Annotated in this window: 18 protein-coding genes and 1 tRNA gene; 11 read left to right on the top strand and 8 right to left on the bottom strand. The window is 49.1% G+C overall.

Going from position 1 to position 19,201, the window contains the following annotated elements; translation table 11 throughout:
- From AC3WQT_RS28720 to AC3WQT_RS28710, 3 genes are all read left to right on the top strand, one after another.
- The coding region (locus tag AC3WQT_RS28720; protein ID WP_492709416.1) for a hypothetical protein at nucleotides 1–248 on the top strand (248 nt) is incomplete at its 5' end.
- A 115-nt stretch (nucleotides 249–363) separates the two neighbouring features.
- Entirely contained in the window at nucleotides 364–1,017 is a 654-nt protein-coding gene (gene alkB, locus AC3WQT_RS28715) for a DNA oxidative demethylase AlkB (protein WP_492709414.1), read from the top strand.
- Between the two features lie 64 nt (nucleotides 1,018–1,081).
- Nucleotides 1,082–1,987, top strand: coding sequence for a 5'-nucleotidase (locus tag AC3WQT_RS28710; RefSeq protein WP_492709412.1), 906 nt, complete (start codon nucleotides 1,082–1,084; stop codon nucleotides 1,985–1,987).
- A gap of 92 nt (nucleotides 1,988–2,079) precedes the next feature.
- Here the strand turns inward: AC3WQT_RS28710 and AC3WQT_RS28705 are convergent, their stop codons facing one another.
- Nucleotides 2,080–4,389, bottom strand: coding sequence for an NADP-dependent malic enzyme (locus AC3WQT_RS28705; RefSeq protein WP_492709410.1), 2,310 nt, complete (start codon nucleotides 4,387–4,389; stop codon nucleotides 2,080–2,082).
- 273 nt (nucleotides 4,390–4,662) lie between these two features.
- On the opposite strand from AC3WQT_RS28705, the gene AC3WQT_RS28700 reads away from it, so the two are divergent.
- The 5 genes from AC3WQT_RS28700 to AC3WQT_RS28680 all read left to right on the top strand — a co-directional run bounded on the left by AC3WQT_RS28700 (nucleotide 4,663) and on the right by AC3WQT_RS28680 (nucleotide 8,105).
- The gene (locus AC3WQT_RS28700) at nucleotides 4,663–5,142 is read left to right on the top strand and encodes a rubrerythrin family protein (RefSeq protein ID WP_162040843.1); all 480 of its coding nucleotides are present in this window, start codon (nucleotides 4,663–4,665) and stop codon (nucleotides 5,140–5,142) included.
- 39 nt (nucleotides 5,143–5,181) lie between these two features.
- On the top strand, nucleotides 5,182–5,346 hold the full coding sequence (locus AC3WQT_RS28695; protein ID WP_110258335.1) for a rubredoxin: 165 nt from the start codon (nucleotides 5,182–5,184) through the stop codon (nucleotides 5,344–5,346).
- Between the two features lie 7 nt (nucleotides 5,347–5,353).
- Nucleotides 5,354–6,541 carry an FAD-dependent oxidoreductase gene (locus tag AC3WQT_RS28690; RefSeq protein ID WP_492709408.1) on the top strand — a complete coding sequence of 396 codons (1,188 nt, stop codon included), beginning with the start codon at nucleotides 5,354–5,356 and terminating at the stop codon, nucleotides 6,539–6,541.
- 74 nt (nucleotides 6,542–6,615) lie between these two features.
- A complete protein-coding gene (gene thiL / locus AC3WQT_RS28685; RefSeq protein ID WP_492709406.1) occupies nucleotides 6,616–7,584 on the top strand; it encodes a thiamine-phosphate kinase in 969 nt (322 codons plus the stop codon).
- Nucleotides 7,581–8,105 carry a phosphatidylglycerophosphatase A family protein gene (locus AC3WQT_RS28680; RefSeq protein WP_492709404.1) on the top strand — a complete coding sequence of 175 codons (525 nt, stop codon included), beginning with the start codon at nucleotides 7,581–7,583 and terminating at the stop codon, nucleotides 8,103–8,105. The genes thiL and AC3WQT_RS28680 overlap by 4 nt, the downstream gene beginning before the upstream one ends.
- Nucleotides 8,106–8,157: 52 nt before the next feature.
- On the opposite strand, the gene ntrC is transcribed toward AC3WQT_RS28680, so the two are convergent.
- From ntrC to glnA, 4 genes are all read right to left on the bottom strand, one after another.
- Nucleotides 8,158–9,681 carry a nitrogen regulation protein NR(I) gene (gene ntrC / locus AC3WQT_RS28675; RefSeq protein WP_492709402.1) on the bottom strand — a complete coding sequence of 508 codons (1,524 nt, stop codon included), beginning with the start codon at nucleotides 9,679–9,681 and terminating at the stop codon, nucleotides 8,158–8,160.
- A gap of 77 nt (nucleotides 9,682–9,758) precedes the next feature.
- Complete coding sequence (glnL, locus tag AC3WQT_RS28670; protein ID WP_492709400.1) at nucleotides 9,759–10,832, bottom strand: nitrogen regulation protein NR(II); 1,074 nt, start codon at nucleotides 10,830–10,832, stop codon at nucleotides 9,759–9,761.
- 86 nt (nucleotides 10,833–10,918) lie between these two features.
- Nucleotides 10,919–11,395: a DUF4124 domain-containing protein gene (locus tag AC3WQT_RS28665; RefSeq protein WP_492709399.1), complete on the bottom strand. Its 477-nt coding sequence runs from the start codon at nucleotides 11,393–11,395 to the stop codon at nucleotides 10,919–10,921.
- Nucleotides 11,396–11,546: 151 nt separating this feature from the next.
- On the bottom strand, nucleotides 11,547–12,962 hold the full coding sequence (glnA, locus tag AC3WQT_RS28660) for a type I glutamate--ammonia ligase (RefSeq protein ID WP_422952306.1): 1,416 nt from the start codon (nucleotides 12,960–12,962) through the stop codon (nucleotides 11,547–11,549).
- Between the two features lie 598 nt (nucleotides 12,963–13,560).
- Here glnA and AC3WQT_RS28655 point away from each other — a divergent pair.
- From AC3WQT_RS28655 to AC3WQT_RS28645, 3 genes are all read left to right on the top strand, one after another.
- Nucleotides 13,561–16,473, top strand: coding sequence for an EAL domain-containing protein (locus AC3WQT_RS28655; RefSeq protein ID WP_492709397.1), 2,913 nt, complete (start codon nucleotides 13,561–13,563; stop codon nucleotides 16,471–16,473).
- 60 nt (nucleotides 16,474–16,533) lie between these two features.
- Nucleotides 16,534–16,998, top strand: a complete 465-nt coding sequence (locus AC3WQT_RS28650) for a rhodanese-like domain-containing protein (RefSeq protein ID WP_492709395.1) — start codon at nucleotides 16,534–16,536, stop codon at nucleotides 16,996–16,998.
- Nucleotides 16,999–17,116: 118 nt separating this feature from the next.
- A tRNA-Ser gene (locus tag AC3WQT_RS28645) sits at nucleotides 17,117–17,206 on the top strand.
- Between the two features lie 203 nt (nucleotides 17,207–17,409).
- Here the strand turns inward: AC3WQT_RS28645 and AC3WQT_RS28640 are convergent.
- The 3 genes from AC3WQT_RS28640 to AC3WQT_RS28630 all read right to left on the bottom strand — a co-directional run bounded on the left by AC3WQT_RS28640 (nucleotide 17,410) and on the right by AC3WQT_RS28630 (nucleotide 19,200).
- Nucleotides 17,410–18,018: a hypothetical protein gene (locus AC3WQT_RS28640; RefSeq protein ID WP_492709393.1), complete on the bottom strand. Its 609-nt coding sequence runs from the start codon at nucleotides 18,016–18,018 to the stop codon at nucleotides 17,410–17,412.
- A gap of 401 nt (nucleotides 18,019–18,419) precedes the next feature.
- On the bottom strand, nucleotides 18,420–18,560 hold the full coding sequence (locus tag AC3WQT_RS28635; RefSeq protein ID WP_492709391.1) for a putative holin: 141 nt from the start codon (nucleotides 18,558–18,560) through the stop codon (nucleotides 18,420–18,422).
- A gap of 118 nt (nucleotides 18,561–18,678) precedes the next feature.
- Complete coding sequence (locus AC3WQT_RS28630) at nucleotides 18,679–19,200, bottom strand: hypothetical protein (protein WP_492709389.1); 522 nt, start codon at nucleotides 19,198–19,200, stop codon at nucleotides 18,679–18,681.
- Nucleotide 19,201 lies beyond the last annotated feature (1 nt).

Raw genomic sequence — 19,201 nt, 5'->3', positions numbered from 1 at the left:
CGGACTACTTATTCATCCAGTCTTGCGTCGCAGCGTTGTGTGCGTCAGCAGCAGAGAAACGAGATTATGAAGCACTTCTTTTTATCTGTCAACACCCTGTTTTTATTTCGTTTAGATTAAATCTTTTAGAATCAATCTCTACTACTTCAGGATATTTTCAGACCTTGGCTTTCCGCGTCATTTCTTTCGCTCAAACCAGAAATTATTTCACTTTCTGCACCCGCTCTTCAGCGGGAGGCGAACTATAGCAAATCCCCCACCTGCTTTGCAAGAGAAATTTTCTTTATGCGCCAAACTTTCAAAAAATGAATTACGCTTATGTATGTATATGACATGAGGACATGAGCAAACAGAAGCAGGCCTATGAACTATTCACTCTTTGATGACGCCAGCGATATGCAACCCTGGACAGAAAGTATCTGCGAAGGTGCGGTGATACTGAGGCACTTTTCAGTGAGTCACGAAATTGCATTGCTGGATGGTATACAGCAAATATTGAGCAGGCACCCTTTCCGGCAAATGCGCACTCCCAATGGTCACCGTATGTCGGTCGCCATGACTTGTTGCGGCGAGGTGGGCTGGGTATCAGACAGTGATGGCTATCGCTACAGCGCATATGATCCTGAAAATGGTGAGCACTGGCCTGCCATGCCAGACAATTTTTATTCACTAGCCGTGCAAGCGGCGCAAGAAGCTGGCTTTCCCGGCTTCAAGCCAGATAGCTGCCTGATCAATCAATATCAGCCGGGGTCACGCCTTAGCCTTCATCAGGATAAAGATGAAAAGAAATTTGGCGCACCCATCGTATCCTTCTCACTGGGCATACCAGCGACATTTCTTTTTGGTGGTATGCAACGCAGTGATGCTGTCCAGCGCTATCATCTGGCACATGGTGATGTCGTAATCTGGGGTGGCGCAGCCAGATTGCGTTACCATGGTGTAGCACCAATCAAGGAAGCAGCGCATCCACTACTGGGGGCACAAAGAATCAATCTGACGTTTCGTCAGGCTATGTGAACAGAAGACCGCTTAGCTTCTCATCACCAAATTCATCAGCAAATAACAAGACAAATAATCCCATATGCCATTTTCGCTAGATAATCTTTTAGTCATAGGAATCTCTTCCCGCGCCCTGTTTGACCTGGAAGCAGAAGAATCGATTTTTCAGGAGCAAGGCCTGGACGCCTATCGCCAGCACCAGATCAAGGAAGAAAGCAGCATATTGAAACCAGGAGCAGCTTTTGCCCTGGTCAAGGCCTTACTGAAACTCAATGAGCTGACACCTGGCCACAGGCTGGTTGAAGTTGTCATCATGTCGCGCAATTCGTCCGAAACTTCTTTGCGCATATTTAATTCCATCGCTCACTATGGCCTGGACATCACACGCGCCGCCCTATCGGGCGGATCACCACTGGCACCCTACTTGCTGGCTTTTAATGTCAGCCTGTTTTTATCCCTGCATGAAGATGATGTGCAAGCGGCCATCAATTCAGGCGTAGCGTCGGCCATGTTATATCGCCTGCCAGAAAATGCTGCAGACCCTGAGCAAATTCGCATTGCCTTTGACGGTGACGCCGTCATTTTCTCAGATGAATCTGAGCGCATCTATCAGGAACAGGGTGTGGAAGCCTTTGAACTGCATGAAAGAGAAAATGCCCTGAAGCCTTTGCCAGAAGGGCCCTTCGCCAGATTGCTGCTGGCCTTGTCGTATCTGCAGAATAATTTCAAGGCGCCTGATGGCCGTGCCTTCCCGCTACGCACTGCTCTGGTGACAGCGCGCGCCTCACCCGCACATGAAAGGGTGATACGCACATTGCGCGCCTGGAACATCGCTATTGATGAAACCTTCTTCATGGGCGGCGTCAACAAGTCTGCAGTATTAGCAGCCTTCAAGCCGCATATGTTTTTTGATGATCAACATGGCCATTGCCTGCATGCGTCGAATGTTGTGCCAACTGGCCGGGTGCCGGTTAAACAAGCCAAATAAGCAAGCTAAATAAGCAGGCCAAAATAAGAGCACTGAAAAACAAAAAGCCAGCCCCATACATCAAGGCTGGCTTTTTTACATCTTAAAGATGATTAGCGTTGTGCTACCGCATCTACCACACACAAGGCTGTCATATTGACGATACGGCGTACTGTTGCAGATGGCGTCAAAATATGCACGGGTTTGGCACAGCCCAGCAAGATAGGACCAATCGCGACATTATTGCCTGCAGTTGTCTTCAGCAGGTTATAGGCGATATTTGCTGCATCGATATTTGGCATGACGAGCAAATTCGCATCGCTCTTCAAGGTCGAATCCGGCATCATTTTCTTGCGATAGCTGGTATCAAGCGCAGTATCGCCATGCATTTCGCCGTCAACTTCCAGATCAGGTGCATCGCGCTGGATAATTGCCAGAGCAGCGCGCATTTTTTGCGCTGATTCACTATTGCTGGAACCAAAATTTGAATGCGACAGCAAGGCTGCTTTAGGCATCAGACCAAAGCGGCGCATCTCTTCTGCTGCCAGAATCGTGATCTCGGCAATTTGTTCTGCCGTCGGATTTTCATTGACATGCGTATCGACCAGCACGACCTGGCGATCAGGTAAGACCAGGCCATTCATGGCAGCATAAACATTCACACCTTCGCGCTTGCCCAATACCTGATTGATGTAATTCAGATGCAGGCCTGTGGTACCAAAGGTGCCGCAGATCATGCCATCTGCATCGCCCTTATGGATCATCATGGCACCAATCAATGAATGGCGGCGGCGCATTTCCAGTTTGGCATACTGCTCAGTCACACCTTTACGGGCAGTCATCTGGTGATAGGTCTGCCAGTAATCGCGATAGCGGTCGTCTTGCTCCGGATTGATGACCTCGAAGTCTTCACCAGCTTTCAGACGCAAGCCAAATTTTTCTATGCGTTGATCAAGAATGTGCGGACGGCCCACCAGGATAGGCGTCGCCAGTTTCTCATCAACAATGACCTGCACTGCCCGCAAGACTTTTTCTTCTTCACCTTCGGCATAGACAATGCGCTTGCGGTCAGCGGGTGCTTTTTTGGCGATCTGGAACAGTGGCTTCATGAAAGTACCACTGTGGTAGACGAACTGCTGCAACTTCTCAACATAAGCCTGCATGTCCTGGATAGGACGCGCAGCCACGCCACATATTTCTGCTGCACGCGCTACTGCTGGCGCTATCTTGATCATCAGGCGAGGATCAAAAGGTTTGGGTATCAGGTATTCAGGGCCAAAGGACAAATTACTGATGCCATATGCAGATGCAACTACGTCTGATTGCTCCGCTTGCGCAAGTTCTGCAATCGCATGAACAACCGCGATTTCCATTTCACGTGTAATGGTAGTTGCACCACAATCCAGCGCACCACGGAAAATGTAAGGGAAGCACAAGACATTATTAACTTGATTCGGGAAGTCAGAACGTCCTGTCGCCATGATGGCATCATCACGCACAGCCTTGACTTCATCAGGCAGGATTTCTGGCGTAGGGTTGGCCAAAGCCAGGATCAGAGGATTTGGTGCCATCAGCCTGACCATATCCTGCTTCAACACACCAGCAGCTGACAAACCCAGGAAAATATCTGCGTCAGGCATGACATCACGCAGGCTACGGGCAGAGGTCTCCTGAGCGAAGCGTTCTTTGTCCGGATCCATCAACTCAACGCGGCCTTTATAAACCACGCCAGCCAGATCTGTGACGAATATATTTTCCAGCGGGAAGCCGAGATCGACGATCAAGTCCAAGCAAGCCAAAGCAGCTGCACCGGCACCAGAGACAACCAGCTTGGTATTTTTAATCGTTTTACCAACCACTTTCAAACCATTCAGGATTGCTGCACCAACGATAATCGCTGTGCCATGCTGGTCATCATGGAAGACCGGTATCTTCATGCGCTCGCGCAGTTTGCGCTCTATATAGAAGCATTCTGGCGCTTTGATATCTTCCAGATTGATGCCGCCAAATGTAGGCTCAAGTGAGGCGATGATATCTACCAGTTTGTCAGGGTCAGATTCACTAATTTCGATATCAAATACATCAATACCGGCAAATTTCTTGAACAGTACGCCCTTGCCTTCCATCACTGGCTTGGATGCCAGTGGGCCGATATTACCCAGGCCCAGCACTGCAGTACCGTTGGTGATGACACCTACCAGGTTGCCGCGGGCAGTGTATTTGAATGCAGCTGTCGGATCAGCGACGATTTCTTCACAAGGTGCAGCAACACCAGGGGAATACGCTAAAGCCAGATCACGTTGATTCGTCAGTTGCTTGGTAGCAGTGACACTGATTTTGCCAGGGGTTGGAAATTCATGATATTCCAGCGCTGCCTGACGCAATTGTTGACGTATTTGCTCTTTTTGATCTGACGAATCCATGTGCTTGACCTTCTTTCTATTTTTTTGCTTACGGAAATCTTACTGGTAGAGATTCTAGCAGAGGGAACCCTCTAACTTTATACGTATTTGTACGACTCTTATGCTTTTCAAGCATAACCAAATGCAATTTATTCTGTTAAGCAAAAATTCATAGTCTTTAACTATTGAATTAATAAAATCAATTATCTTTTCAAATTTATTATTAAAATCTATGATCTATCTCACGTTGATAGCAAATGCAAACAACACCCACAGATAACCAAGGAGAGCATCATGAGCACCCAGGCAAACCCGTCCGTCACTATCCAGAACCTTGAATCCGCTTTTGCCGGCGAATCCATGGCCCATATCAAATACCGTTATTTCGCCAAACTGGCTCGTGAAGCGGGTGCAATCGACATTGCAGAAGCATTTGAAGCAACCGCTGATCAAGAAGTCATGCATGCCTTCGGCCATCTGGATTTGTTATACCCAAAAACCCAACTGACACCGCAACGTGCACTGGAAATTGCCATCGAAGGTGAGACTTATGAATACACAGAAATGTACCCAAAATTCCGCCACCTCGCTGTGGAAGAAGGCAACCATGCTGCTGTCGCTGAATACGATGAGCAAATCGCAGAATCTAAGGAACACGCTGAAAACTTTAAGCGGACTTTAGAAATCGCCGCCAAACGCTTTGCTGCGCTGGCCAAAGTAGAGGAACGCCACGCCAATCACTACCGTGCCGTGCTGGAAGCCAATCAGGCCTGAGCCCCGAAAAACATTCAATTAAAAAATACAGAGGACACCATGAAAACTTATCAATGCATCGTATGCGGCTTTATCTATGAAGAATCCAAAGGTTTGCCAGAAGAAGGCATCGCCGCTGGCACGCGCTGGGATGATATTCCAGCCGACTGGGAATGCCCCGATTGCGGCGTCGCCAAAGCCGATTTTGACATGATAGAAATCTGAGGTAGCCATGAAACCCATCGCCATCATCGGTTCCGGCCTGGCTGGTTATACAGTCGCCAGAGAATTCCGCAAGCTTGATAAGACCACACCCTTGATGATCGTCACTGGCGATGATGGCGGCTTTTATTCCAAGCCCATGCTGTCAAATGCTTTTGCAATGGGCAAGCAGCCGCAACAATTGCAAAGCAAAACGGTAGATCAGATGGCAGCCGAACTGACTGCCACTATCCTGACCAAAACTCTGGTAAGCGGCATTAATACAGAGGCGCAGGCCATACAAACCAAAGTGGGTAGTTTTGATTATGCCCAGTTGGTGCTGGCGCTTGGTGCGCAAGCCATACGACTGCCTATCGCCGGCAATGCGGCAGACCAGGTTTTGTCTGTCAATAACCTGGCTGACTATACCGTCTTTCGCGAGAAACTGGCGCAAGCTGGTGATAAAGCCAGGGTCACCATACTCGGTGCAGGTTTGATAGGTTGTGAATTCAGTGATGACCTGGCCAGTGCAGGGCATGAAGTCACCTTGATAGATCCAAACGCCCTGCCGCTGGCAGCCCTGGCGCCGACATCTATTTCGCAAGGCTTGCATGCCGCACTGAATGCAAAAGGTGTACAACTCAAACTGGGCACCACAGCCAGCCAGATTGATATGCTGAATAATGCTCTACAGGTGACGCTGTCCAATGGAGAGAGTTTTAACACTGATGTCGTCTTGTCGGCGGTCGGCTTGCGTGCCGATATACGCCTGGCACAGGCAGCACAATTGCAGACAGATCGCGGCATCATTATCAATGAGTATGGTCAGACCAGTGCGCCCGACATCTTCGCACTTGGTGATTGTGCACAGTACAAGCAAGCAGACGGCAGCCAAAGCCTGATGCCCTACGTTGCCCCAATCATGACTGCAGCGCGGGCGATTGCGCTGAGTCTGACGGGTCAGTTGACTACGATAGATATGAAACCGGCGGCCGTGCTGGTCAAGACACCAAGTTACCCAGTTGCACTGATCCCCCCCGCGCTTGCTGCCAGCAAATCAGGCACCTGGGAATCAGATCATGCGGACGGTGTCACAACTAGCCGCTACTTTGATGAGAACAAAAGATTGCATGGCTTTGCAGTTGCCCCGCAAGATGCCAAATCGAGAAATGCATTGATTGCAGAATTAACAGAAGCACAAGCAATGCGCCCGCGTTGATTTGCTTAAGCGCCTTGGAAGAAAGGCTCAGGGGATTATCTTGAATCCTGAGTCAGCTTAGGTACAATGCGCGCATGCTTTCCGAATTCGATCTCATCAAGCGCTACTTTGCGCAGCACAGTATTCAAGACAGCCGTGTCGCCCTCGGCATAGGGGATGATTGCGCCCTGCTCAACCCCAGCCCTGGCATGCAAATGGCCATTTCCAGCGACATGCTGGTGTCTGGCCGTCACTTTTTCCCGAATGCTGACCCGTACAAGCTGGGCCATAAATGCCTGGCCGTGAACTTGTCTGACCTGGCTGCCATGGGCGCTGAGCCACTGGGTTTTACCCTGGCACTGTCACTTCCTGAAGCAAACCAGGATTGGCTGGCAGAATTTTCACGCGGCTTATTGGCATTAGCAGATGAGCATCATTGCCACCTGATAGGCGGTGACACCACCAAAGGCCCACTGAACATCTGCATCACAATTTTTGGTGAACTGCCACCCGGCACCGCCCTGCGTCGCGATGCCGCCAAAGTTGGTGACGACATCTGGGTATCCGGCACCTTGGGCGATGCTCGTCTGGCCCTAGCGGGCTACTGGAAAGAAATCGCACTCAGTGAATCTGATCACCAATTGGCTGCAGCACGCATGCACCAACCCAGCCCACGTATTGCGCTGGGCATGGCTTTGCGTGGCATTGCCCATGCGGCGCTGGATATTTCTGATGGTCTCGCTGGTGATCTGGGTCATATCCTGGAAAAATCACAAGTTGGTGCCAGCCTGTTTATCGACCAGTTGCCTGCTGGCCCAGTACTGAAAATGCAGCCACAAGAATTGCGCAGACAATTTACCCTGAATGGTGGCGATGATTATGAACTGTGCTTTACGGCTCCCGCCAGCAACAGAGAACAAGTCATCGCAGTTGCGGCAAAATCGCACACTGCTGTTACACGCATAGGCCAGATAGAAGCAGACGCCGGTTTGCGCCTGGTTGATGACGATGGCAAGCCAGTGCATCTGCAATATAAATCCTTCGATCACTTCGTTAATCCATGAGCACTTTAGAACACGGCCAGACAGCCATCATCACCAATCCTGGCTGGCGTTTCATGATGCGGCATCCAGCCCATATTCTGGCCCAAGGGTTTGGCAGCGGCTTGTCACCCATTATGCCCGGTACATCGGGCACCCTGTTTGCATGGTTGAGTTTTTATGTATTCTCTAGCCATTGGCCCGACGTATTTACCACGATTAACTGGCTCATCATCATCGTCATTGGTTTTGGTGTCGGTGTCTGGGCCTGCCATGTCACCGGCAAAAACATGGGTATTGCCGATCATGGCAGCATGGTCTGGGACGAGATCATTGCCTTCTGGCTGGTATTGCTATTCATCGTACCTGCGGATTGGCAAACCCAGCTCTGGGCTTTTATCGGCTTCCGTTTTTTTGACATGGTCAAACCGCCACCGATAGGCTATTTTGACCGCCGCTTCAAAGGTGGCTTTGGTGTCATGTGGGATGATATTGTGGCGGCTTTCTTCTGCCTGCTGAGCTTCGCACTCTGGCGCAATTTCTAACAATAATGGCTGCAAATTGCAGCCATTATTCTTTATTCATTTAAATCTAAAACTACTCGTCCTTCACCCCATCTATCCCCAACTCCTGAATCTTGCGGGTGATGGTATTCCTGCCTATGCCCAGGCGTATTGCCGCATCATTCTTGCGGCCATGGGTATGACGCAATGCAGCCTTGATGACGACAGATTCAAAGCAACGACCCAGCTTGTCAATGACTTCTGACTGCCCTTCTGCCAGCATGGCTGTTGCTTCGGCCTCCAGCAAAGAAACCCAGCTTTCACCGCTCCGGTACACCGGCTTTTCCGGGTACGCGCTGCCATTGACCTGTGCCGGCTGGCCTGGCAGATGCTCACTACTCCTGCCATATGCTTCATTAACACTACTGCTAACTGGCGTCTGAACTGCACTTGCCGCACCTGTTGCAATCGGCACCAGATCTTGTGGCAGATCAGGCACTTCCACCGTCTGGCCCGGTGCCATGACGGTGATCCAGTTGCACAGATTTTCCAGTTGCCGAACATTACCTGGAAAATCCAGGCTGGACAAAAATTGCAATGCTGGCTCGGACATGCGCTTGACATCCACCCCCAGTTGCTTGGCACTCTGATTCAGGAAGTATTTAGTCAGTAGCGGGATATCTTCACGGCGCTCGCGCAAGCTGGGCAGACGCAGACGGATGACGTTCAGGCGGTGATACAAGTCTTCGCGGAACAGGCCATCTTTGACGCGGGTTTCCAAGTTTTGGTGAGTCGCTGCTATCACCCGCACATTCGCCTTCATGGGCTGGTGTCCACCAACGCGATAAAAATGGCCGTCTGACAAAACCCGCAACAAGCGTGTTTGCAAATCAAAAGGCATGTCGCCAATTTCATCCAGGAACAGCGTGCCACCCTCGGCCTGCTCAAAGCGACCACGGCGCGTGGTTTGTGCGCCAGTAAAGGCACCGCGCTCGTGACCAAATAATTCTGACTCCAGCAAATCCTTAGGGATCGCTGCAGTATTCAAAGCGATAAAAGGCTGTGAAGAACGTGGGCTGTGCTTATGCAAGGCACGCGCCACCAATTCCTTACCACTACCTGACTCACCTGTAATCAGTACCGTCACATTCGATTGCGACAACCTGCCTATGGCGCGAAATACGTCTTGCATGGCAGGTGCCTGACCAAGTATCTCAGGTGTCTCTGAAATGTTTTGCTCTACACTGGATTCACGCAGGCTTTCATCCATGGCGCGACGTATCAGCTCAACTGCCTTGTCCAGATCAAAAGGCTTGGCCAGGTATTCAAAAGCCCCACCCTGAAAAGCCGCCACTGCCGATTCAAGATCAGAAAACGCCGTCATGATAATCACAGGCAAACCGGGATATTTGGCTTTGACGGTTTGCAAGAGTTCAAGGCCGGATGCGCCGTGCATCCGTATATCAGACACCAGCACTTGCGGCGTATCGCTTTGCAAGGCATTCATCGCATCTCTTGCATTGGTGAAGCTGCGGGTTGCCAGATTCTCTCTCGCCAGCGCCTTTTCCAGCACCCAGCGAATTGAATCGTCGTCGTCCACTATCCAGATTGGTTTCATATTGTCGTTTTGCAGTCTGTGTTAAGCATGTCGATAGAAGGAGCACTTTTGGTGCCGCCACTTTGCCACACCCTTATTTAAGGTAGTGGTATCAGTATCCGGAAATCCGTACATCCTGGCCGGCTCTCACATTCGATGACACCCATATGTTGTTCAACGAAAGTCTGTGCCAGCGTCAACCCCAAACCGCTACCGCCTTCCTTGCCTGATACCAGGGGGTAGAAAATACGATTGCGAATCTCAGGTGGGATGCCCGGACCGTTATCTATGATATGCAAGTCTAATGCCAGCCTGTAACGAACCTTGGCCAAGGTGATCTGGCGCACCACGCGCGACTTGAAAGTCAGCACGGCGTCACCCTGTTTGATTCTGTCATTCAGGGCTTGCGCCGCATTGTGGGCGATGTTCAGGACGGTTTGTATCAGTTGTTCTTTGTCACCACGAAATTCAGGTATCGATAAGTCATAGTCGCGCCCTATCGTCAGCCCCTGCGGGAATTCTGCGACTATCAGGCTGCGCACCCGCTCACACACTTCATGGATATTCACGTCACCAACGATATGTGGCAAACGATGCGGTGCCAACAGGCGATCCACCAGGGTCTGCAACCTGTCCGCTTCCTTGATGATGACCTGGGTATATTCACGCAATTCACGCAGGTGGCGCTCGGGCAATTCCAGCTCCAGCAGTTGCGCTGCCCCGCGTATGCCACCGAGAGGATTCTTGATTTCGTGCGCCAGATTGCGGATCAATTCTTTGTTGGCCTTGCTCTGGTCGAGCATGCGCTCTTCCCTGTCGAGCTTGAGTTGCTGCACGTTTTCACGCAGCTCTATCAGTACCGGCGTCTCGGGATTATCGAGTGCAGTGACTATGCTGTGCACATGCAAAGCATCCCGCCCCGCCCGCTCCAGCGTCAAGTCCTGGCGCTTGTCAGCGAACTGATGGGCAACTGCCTGATGGAAGACTGCAGTCAATTCCTGGCCGTTCAGGAACAGGTCGGTCAGCTTCAAATGCGTCAGTGATTTGAAGGATGAGTCGAGCAGGTTTTCAGCAGCAGCATTGGCAAATAAAATGCATCCTTCGGCATCCAGCACAATCACGGCTGAAGTCAGCAAGTCCAGGCCAGCAAATGAGGTAAGTGGAGTTTTCACAACTTGTCCATAAAAAAAGGCCGCACAGAGCGACCTTTACGCAAGCATCATGCCCGAACAGCATATTTGCCGTTCACACTGGCAACTTATTTTGCATTAGCAATTTCACGTTTCAGTGCTTCTATGTTTTTTTCGGTGCGGCTGATGTCTTCTTTCATCAAATTGGTGCGTTCCTGATATTTGGCGAAATTTCTTTCATCACCACGGCGCTCCGGCTCACCATTATTGTATTCCTTCTTGATGTTCGCCAGTTTTTGTTCTTCTGTCTTCAATTCATCCTGCAAAATCTGTTTGCGGTCAGAATCCCTGGCTTTTTGCGTGCTGTCATCTACTTTGGGGAAATCGCTGGGGCTACTGGCTGGCTTGCCCTGGGGCTTTTTGCCAGCAGCGGGTGCTGTCGGAGTGGGAATAACTGTAATGCCTTGCAAATCGACTTTCTTGCAACCTTTGACGGCACCAGTGTTCTTGTATTCTTTTTTGCCATTATCGTCGACGCACAGATACACCTCAGCCTGTGCATGCGCATAGGCTTGCACGCCAATAAAGAGAAGTAATCCTGACAAGAGTCGGTTCATAAATAAGCAATATTCATTGATAGACTGTAAGTGTATGTCATGCAGCCGTGCAACACAATTACGAACAAATTAGCATTTGTAACAAAAAAAGCGGGGTTGCCCCCGCTTTTTCGTGTTTTACCCTGATTACAGAGAGTAATTACAGAGAATAATACATGTCGAATTCAACTGGATGAGTTGTCATGCGGAAGCGTTGTACTTCTTGCATTTTCAAATCAATGTAGGCATCGATCATGCTGTCGCTGAATACACCGCCACGTGTCAGGAACTCGCGGTCTTTGTTCAGCGCGTCCAGTGCTTCTTCCAAAGAAGCGCACACTGTAGGGATCAATGCATCTTCTTCTGGTGGCAAATGGTACAGATCTTTGCTGGCAGCTTCACCAGGATGGATCTTGTTCTGTACGCCGTCCAGACCCGCCATCATCAGTGCAGAAAAGCACAGGTATGGGTTAGCCAGTGGATCAGGGAAACGTGTTTCAATACGGCGGCCTTTTGGATTGGCAACGTAAGGAATACGGATGGAAGCAGAACGGTTACGTGCAGAGTAAGCCAGTTTTACTGGAGCTTCATAGCCTGGAACCAGACGCTTGTATGAGTTGGTACCTGGGTTAGTAATCGCATTCAATGCTTTAGCATGCTTGATGATACCGCCGATGTAGTACAGGGCGAAATCAGACAAACCAGCATAGCCGTCGCCAGCAAACAGGTTTTTGCCATCTTTCCAGATGGATTGATGCACGTGCATGCCAGAACCGTTGTCGCCAACGATAGGTTTAGGCATGAAAGTCGCTGTCTTGCCATAAGTATGGGCAACATTCCAGACTACGTATTTCAGGTTTTGTGTCCAGTCAGCGCGTTCGACCAGAGTAGAGAACTTGGTGCCGATCTCATTTTGACCAGCGCCAGCCACTTCATGGTGATGCACTTCAACCGGGATACCCAGGGATTCCAGGATCAGGCACATTTCAGAACGCATGTCCTGGAAGCTGTCGACCGGAGGAACCGGGAAGTAACCGCCTTTAACCGTTGGACGGTGACCGGTATTGCCACCTTCCAGTTTTTCGCCTGTAGTCCAGGAAGCTTCGTCAGAATCAATCTTGACGAAGCAGCCAGACATATCCACTTTCCAGCGCACGCTGTCAAAAATGAAAAATTCTGGTTCTGGGCCAAAGTAAGCTGTATCACCAATGCCTGAGGATTTCAAATAAGCTTCAGCACGTTTCGCGATGGAACGTGGGTCACGGTCGTAACCTTTGCCATCAGATGGCTCGATCACGTCACATTGCATGAACAATGTGGTTTCTTCAAAAAATGGATCAATGTTGGCAGTAGATGGATCAGGCATCAACAACATGTCGGATGCTTCAATGCCTTTCCAGCCAGCGATGGACGAGCCGTCGAATGCGTGGCCAGATTCGAATTTATCGATGTCGAACTGGGAAATTGGAACAGTTACGTGCTGTTCTTTGCCTCGGGTATCAGCAAAGCGAAAATCAACGAATTTGACTTCGTTATCTTTCGCCATTTTCAAGACTTCTGCGGCTGTCATTGCCATGTGAAACTCCTCTGAGAGCTAAAAATAAATTCGGAAATTGCTGAGTGTTGCACCTGCCAGTTTTGTGCAATATTGACCAACAAACAAACCTTGCATTATTGATCTTATTAATGACCTTATTAACATCGACATTAAGCTGGCGGCTCAACTCACCGGGGATAATAGCAGAAACCATGCCATCGTCCAGATCAGTCACATATAAATTCGAATTTTGTTAAATGCTTGTTTTTGTGGCGTTTTCTCTGCCAAAAACACAGTACCTTGGCATTATATAAACTCCATGCGCGCACCAAAATAACGCAAAACAATTTTAAATTACTATTTTGGTGCGTTTTTTAATTTTCAGAATCAATTTGCATTATTTTGGTGCGCGCAAAGTGTCGATTGCATCGCGCCTATTGAGTACATGCAATTGAAGCAATTAAGCTAAATACTCAATTGGCAATATTGACCAAAATCAACATCCTTTGGTATTTCTCTATATGCGATTCACTCTCATTTAGACTGTGATGGTATTTCAGGTGGCGATGCCCCCGCCTGCATCTTAAACAGTTATGGACCAGTGCACGGGCGTTCGCTCCCATACCCAAATCTCATTATGTCGCCTCACCCTTATCTGCGCAAACCCATGCTGTTTGCCCTGCTCACCTTCGCGCTGACAATATTGGCAAGCGCCGCCATCATCGTCAAACTGGACGAAGGTGCAAAGCAGGAAGAACGCCAACTGGCTTACGATCTGGCACGCTCACAAGCGGTCAACCTGCAAAACAATATGTATAGCGCGCTATCAGCAAGCTATGCACTGGCTGCCATGGTTGCTGACAGCAATGGCCGGGTACGGCACTTTGGACGTTTTGCAGACAATATTCTGCAGTATCATCCGCAAATTGCCGCTTTGTATCTTGCTCCAGACGGCATCACCAGTGAAGTCGCACCAATAGAATGGCGCAATGACGGTCTGGGAATAGACCTGCTGGCCGATCCCATACGCAAAGCTGAGGCGCAACTCGCCAAGGACAGCCACCATCTGACACTTGCGGGGCCACTCCCCCTTACAAATGGCAGCACTGGCATCATAGCCCGTCTGCCCGTCTATCTTGAAGACCCCATAGACGCAAACAAACCATCTCAATTCTGGGGCTTGATCTCTGCTGCCATTGATCTGAAAACCCTGCTTGCCGACACCGGGTTGTCAAAACTAAACGAACGGGGTTATGACTATGAATTGTCGCGCGTTCATCCGGGTACACGGCTCAGGCAAGTTATAGAAAAGTCAGATGGATTTACAACAACAAATTACCTCCACTATGCAATCAAATTGCCAAATGCAGAATGGACACTAGAGCTATCACCAAAAAACTCTGTCATCCAGAACAAACCACTACTGCTTTACAACAGTGTAGGGCTTTTGTTCAGTTTCATGCTGGCCTGCCTGGTAAAACTCTTGCTTGATGCACGTGAGCAAAGAAAGAACCTGAAAAAAATCGTCAGCAAAAGAACTGCAGAATTGGCGCAGCGCGAAACAGACTTGCGCCATGCCCAGATCATTTCAAAAACAGGAAACTGGAGCATAGGCAATAATGCAGAAGAGTGGCGCTATTCAGACGAGGCGCGCCGCATACTTGGTTATGCCAATGGCAGCAATATCGATTGCGCCAGCCTCATGCAACGCACCCATCCTGACGACATCCAGGCAGTCAAGATTTTTTGGAGCCAGGTACAAGCAGGCAAAGATGCAAGCATAGAGCACCGTATTATTCTCGAAGGTGAAGTGCGCTGGCTACATTCACAGTATGACGCACAGAGTGCCAGGCACATGGGCACGGTGCAAGACATCACCGAACGCAAACACATAGAAGAAGACTTGCGCATCGCTGCCATTGCCTTTGAAGCGCAAGAAGGTATGGTCATCACTGACGAGCGCCGCACTATCGTGCGCATCAACCAGGCCTTTACGCGCATCACAGGCTATAGCCGTGAAGAAGCGCTCGGCAAACAGACCAGCCTGCTCAAGTCTGGACTGCATGGGGCCAGCTATTATGAAGAAATGGGCAAGCAGCTTGACGCCAATGCCTATTGGCAAGGCGAAATCTGGAACCGCCGGAAAAATGGCGAAGTCTATCCAGAATGGCTCACCATCACTGCAGTCAAAAACGCCAGCGGCAAAGTGGTTAACTATGTCGCCACCATGCTAGACATCACCCAAAGAAAAGCCACCGAAGCAAAACTTGAACACCTGGCCTACCATGATCCTTTAACCGGTCTGGCCAACCGCCGCCTGCTGATAGACCGGCTACAACACAGCCTGCTCGCAAAAAGCCGCAGCAATCTGTATGGCGCAGTGCTATTCCTTGACCTTGATAATTTCAAGACCATCAATGACAGCAGTGGCCACGGCAAGGGCGACATGCTCTTGCAAGTTGCCGCAAAACGTCTGGCCCACAGTATACGCAAGGGCGATACCCTGGCACGCTATGGCGGTGATGAATTTGTCTTGCTGCTCGAAGAACTGAGCGACAACGTCAGGGAAACCGCCGTAGAAGTACAAATGATCGTTACCAAAATCCTGGCCGACCTGCGCGCCCCTTATGATTTAGAGCACAGTGAATATCACAGCAGCGCCAGCATAGGCATCACTCTGTTTGACAGACAAAGCACCACTGCCGAAGAACTGCTCAAACAAGTTGAAGTCGCCATGTATGAAGCAAAATCCAGTGGCGGCAATAACTTCCGCTTCTTTGACAAAGACATGCTGGATATCGTCAACACCCGCGCAATATTAGAAGCAGACATGCGCCAGGGTCTGCAACAAGAACAATTCGTTTTATATTATCAGCCACAAGTCAGCAGCACCGGGCAAGTCACAGGTGCAGAAGCCCTGGTGCGCTGGCTGCATCCGCAAAAAGGTCTGGTGCCACCATCTGACTTTATTCCACTGGCGGAAGAATCAGGCCTCATCCTCGGCCTTGGCGCATGGATATTAAAAACTGCGTGCGCCAAACTGGCTGAATGGCAAAACAACGATGACACAAAAAACCGCACTCTGGCCGTCAATGTCAGTGCACGCCAATTCCGGCAAAACGACTTTGTCGCACTAGTGCTCGACAACATCAGCCACTACCAGATCGACGCCAGCAAACTCAAGCTTGAGCTGACAGAAAGCCTGCTCGTCGATAATGTAGAAGAAACCATAGACAAGATGAACCAACTCAAAGCCAGAGGTGTAGGCTTCTCACTCGATGACTTTGGCACCGGTTACTCATCCCTCTCCTATCTCAAGCGCCTGCCGCTGGACCAGCTCAAGATAGACCAGTCCTTTGTGCGCGACATCCTCAGCAACAACAATGATGCAGTCATCACCAGGACCATTATCGCCCTCGGCCAGAGCCTGGGCCTGGCCGTTATTGCAGAAGGCGTGGAGACAGCAGCCCAGCGCGACTTCCTGCAGCAGCAAGGCTGCCTTTCCTATCAGGGTTATCTGTACGGCAAACCCAGTGCCGATTTACTATAAACTAGCGGGCACATAGAAGTACCTTTTTTTGCAATCGCTATTTTCAATAAGGGAACCACCATGTCCACAGAACTAACCCTGCAAACAGCACGCCAGCGCGGCCAGGAACAAGCCTTGCCATACGCAGGTGCAGTCACGCCAAAAGAAGCCTTTGCGCTGCTGCAAAATGACAGCAAAATATTACTCGTCGATGTACGCACCAATGCAGAGCGCGACTGGGTAGGCAGAGTCAACATCAGCGAAGCCCAACACCTGGCCGTGCAATGGAGCCTCTATCCGGGCGGCACACCCAACCCCGACTTTCTCGCACAACTGCAAGCCAGCGTGCCCGACAAGGACAGCGTCATCCTCTTCCTCTGCCGCTCCGGCGTACGCTCACGCCACGGCGCCAAGCTGGCAACAGAGAACGGCTACACCAATTGCTTCGACATCCTGCAAGGCTTCGAGGGCGACAAGGACGAACAAGGCCACAGAAAAACCGTAGGCGGCTGGTGCCAAAACAGCCTGCCATGGCTGGGTGCCTGACTTAACATTGACTTAGCGCATAGCAAGATTTACAAAAAACAAGAAAAAAGCTTCCATAATGAAGTTTGCTTTGCTAGAATAGCGGACTTCGCTGTTACGGCAAGTTTTAGCGAATGCAGGAGAGGTGGATGAGTGGTTTAAGTCACACGCCTGGAAAGCGTGCGTAGGTTTATCCCTACCGGGGGTTCGAATCCCCCCTTCTCCGCCATGAATATGAAAGCCCTTGGATGTTTCCAAGGGCTTTTTTTGTTTTTGGGCTCATTTGTTGCGAGACAGTGGCTGAAATGATCAACTAAAGTGACCTGCAAATAAATGCAGAGCGCGTCATCGTCTTGTAAGACGGCGCGAAAGTTTGAACTACTTTGCACGTGAATTTGCACAAACCAAATTAGTAATTTACATCTATACCTGTCATGCAGGCTCTTTCCAAGGCTTCGCTAACGAAGGACTCTCCCAAGACCCTTTGTTAAGTGCTTCCCAGGGATACTCTGGGTCAACTTCGAAGTAAATAGGATCCTCAACTTCAAAGTCAGAGCCTCCCCTGATTATGCGACTAGCTGAGATTACCTTGTCGTTTTCAACGATCCACTTTATCTCCTGAATCCATCGCCCATTCCGCGCATTGAAAAACACCAAAAAGTCACCTAATGGCAGTTTAGACTCCCATTTGCCTATCGTCTTGCCATAGACAGCGCCAAATTCGGGAAATAGCGTGCCAAGGATATGGTATTCAAATGGTGTGCCGTCGAAGTTTTCCAGATCAATAAATCGAACAGTTACATCATGAATTGGGTGGTCACCAACACATGTAAATGTCCAGGTCATTACTTCGCCGATCAATATTTCTGGAGTGGCATAGCAAAAGCCGTCCCCACCTGTGATGTGGTTTACCAAATTCAAGGTTTTCTCATCTAATTTTTCTAACAATTTTTCCGTTTTATTCTCAATTCCAGTCAGATTGGAATCAAGCTTAATTTGCCTGTTTATCCGATTCACTTGAGCAGCCCAAAATCCAACCATAGAGAATATGCCTATTATTTCAGCAGTATTTTTCGGCGTATTTCGATAAAAAAAATACAACCAAATTAGAAATGTTAGTGTCGCCGTAAACCAATACTCCTTAGCCAGTGTTTTTAAGATTGGTATTGTTTTTTTTTAGTATTGCAATTATTTTCATGGCGACTGTACCCTCATATGCCGTTGGAATTTCGTAATGCTTCAACATATGCCTCAGCCTACAAATGGCTTTTAGCGCTTTAACACTAAATAAAAAGTATTAATATACATTCTTCAATGGCTTACCGGAGACTGTATGTGTACTCATTACACCTCCACCCGTAGTGACAAGCTTGCCTACCTGGAGGCCACCGGTAAAGACCTCGACGAATGGCATAGGGAAGCGTGGCCAGATTATCGCGCCCCTAGCCGACCACCGCAGCGATGGCAATCAGATTCAGTTTATAAAGGCTTACGGGAAATTGGTTTGGGTAGAATGCGCCGATTGCCAGTGACAGCAGCACTGCTGCCACCAGCCATTCGGTCATACGGGGAAATTTTCTCATGGGACTCTCCTATCAGGTTGATGTCAATGAATACATCAAAGGATAAGGAAAGCCCAAAATATCAGCTATTGGATGATATTCATGGGGAAGTGCAATTTATTTCGGAAGCCTTCATTGACTATTTATTACTTTGCAAATCTGCCAAGCTTACAAACTCTTGTACAACTACTCGAATCTCTGCTTTGATGTTGTCGATATCATTCCGTACAGCATTAAATCTACGACTATGAGCAGATTTGTCTCCGATATCTTTGAGTTTAGGAAGTGCTTGTTTCGTGTTTCTACTTAAATTCCAAGTAGTTTCTGCTAAAGTTATCGATATTAAGTCAGATAAATAATAAAAATCGCCTGTCGGATTTTTAATCTTATGGGCGATATTATATTTTTCAAAAGCTTCAACAATCAAAGTTTCGATGAGACGTCGAATCATCACCGCACTTGAGTCGTACCAGCCATTTGAGTAACTTCCATTAATTTGGTGAGTAATTCGTTCTATATATCCTCTAGAGTTCCTCACCAAAGCAAACGCAATTACAGGTTGCCCAATTGCTTCCAAACCAGCTTCTGGAGGTAAAAGTGTCTGTTCACAATCAGATTGAAAAGACGTAACAAAACCCTTGATTTTATCTGTGGAAAACATA

The sequence above is a fragment of the Undibacterium sp. FW305-107 genome (assembly GCF_058788535.1).
This window is presented reverse-complemented; position numbering and strand designations above follow the sequence as displayed.

Bases quoted from the DNA above. Each gene is read 5' to 3' on its own strand.
- thiL (WP_492709406.1), top strand. From the start codon at position 6,616: ATGCTTTCCGAATTCGATCTCATCAAGCGCTACTTTGCGCAGCACAGT.
- AC3WQT_RS28635 (WP_492709391.1), bottom strand. From the start codon at position 18,560: ATGAGAAAATTTCCCCGTATGACCGAATGGCTGGTGGCAGCAGTGCTG.
- glnA (WP_422952306.1), bottom strand. From the start codon at position 12,962: ATGGCAATGACAGCCGCAGAAGTCTTGAAAATGGCGAAAGATAACGAA.
- AC3WQT_RS28700 (WP_162040843.1), top strand. From the start codon at position 4,663: ATGAGCACCCAGGCAAACCCGTCCGTCACTATCCAGAACCTTGAATCC.
- AC3WQT_RS28680 (WP_492709404.1), top strand. From the start codon at position 7,581: ATGAGCACTTTAGAACACGGCCAGACAGCCATCATCACCAATCCTGGC.
- AC3WQT_RS28690 (WP_492709408.1), top strand. From the start codon at position 5,354: ATGAAACCCATCGCCATCATCGGTTCCGGCCTGGCTGGTTATACAGTC.
- AC3WQT_RS28695 (WP_110258335.1), top strand. From the start codon at position 5,182: ATGAAAACTTATCAATGCATCGTATGCGGCTTTATCTATGAAGAATCC.
- AC3WQT_RS28710 (WP_492709412.1), top strand. From the start codon at position 1,082: ATGCCATTTTCGCTAGATAATCTTTTAGTCATAGGAATCTCTTCCCGC.
- AC3WQT_RS28640 (WP_492709393.1), bottom strand. From the start codon at position 18,018: ATGGTTGGATTTTGGGCTGCTCAAGTGAATCGGATAAACAGGCAAATT.
- AC3WQT_RS28705 (WP_492709410.1), bottom strand. From the start codon at position 4,389: ATGGATTCGTCAGATCAAAAAGAGCAAATACGTCAACAATTGCGTCAG.
- AC3WQT_RS28655 (WP_492709397.1), top strand. From the start codon at position 13,561: ATGTCGCCTCACCCTTATCTGCGCAAACCCATGCTGTTTGCCCTGCTC.
- alkB (WP_492709414.1), top strand. From the start codon at position 364: ATGAACTATTCACTCTTTGATGACGCCAGCGATATGCAACCCTGGACA.
- AC3WQT_RS28650 (WP_492709395.1), top strand. From the start codon at position 16,534: ATGTCCACAGAACTAACCCTGCAAACAGCACGCCAGCGCGGCCAGGAA.
- AC3WQT_RS28630 (WP_492709389.1), bottom strand. From the start codon at position 19,200: ATGTTTTCCACAGATAAAATCAAGGGTTTTGTTACGTCTTTTCAATCT.
- ntrC (WP_492709402.1), bottom strand. From the start codon at position 9,681: ATGAAACCAATCTGGATAGTGGACGACGACGATTCAATTCGCTGGGTG.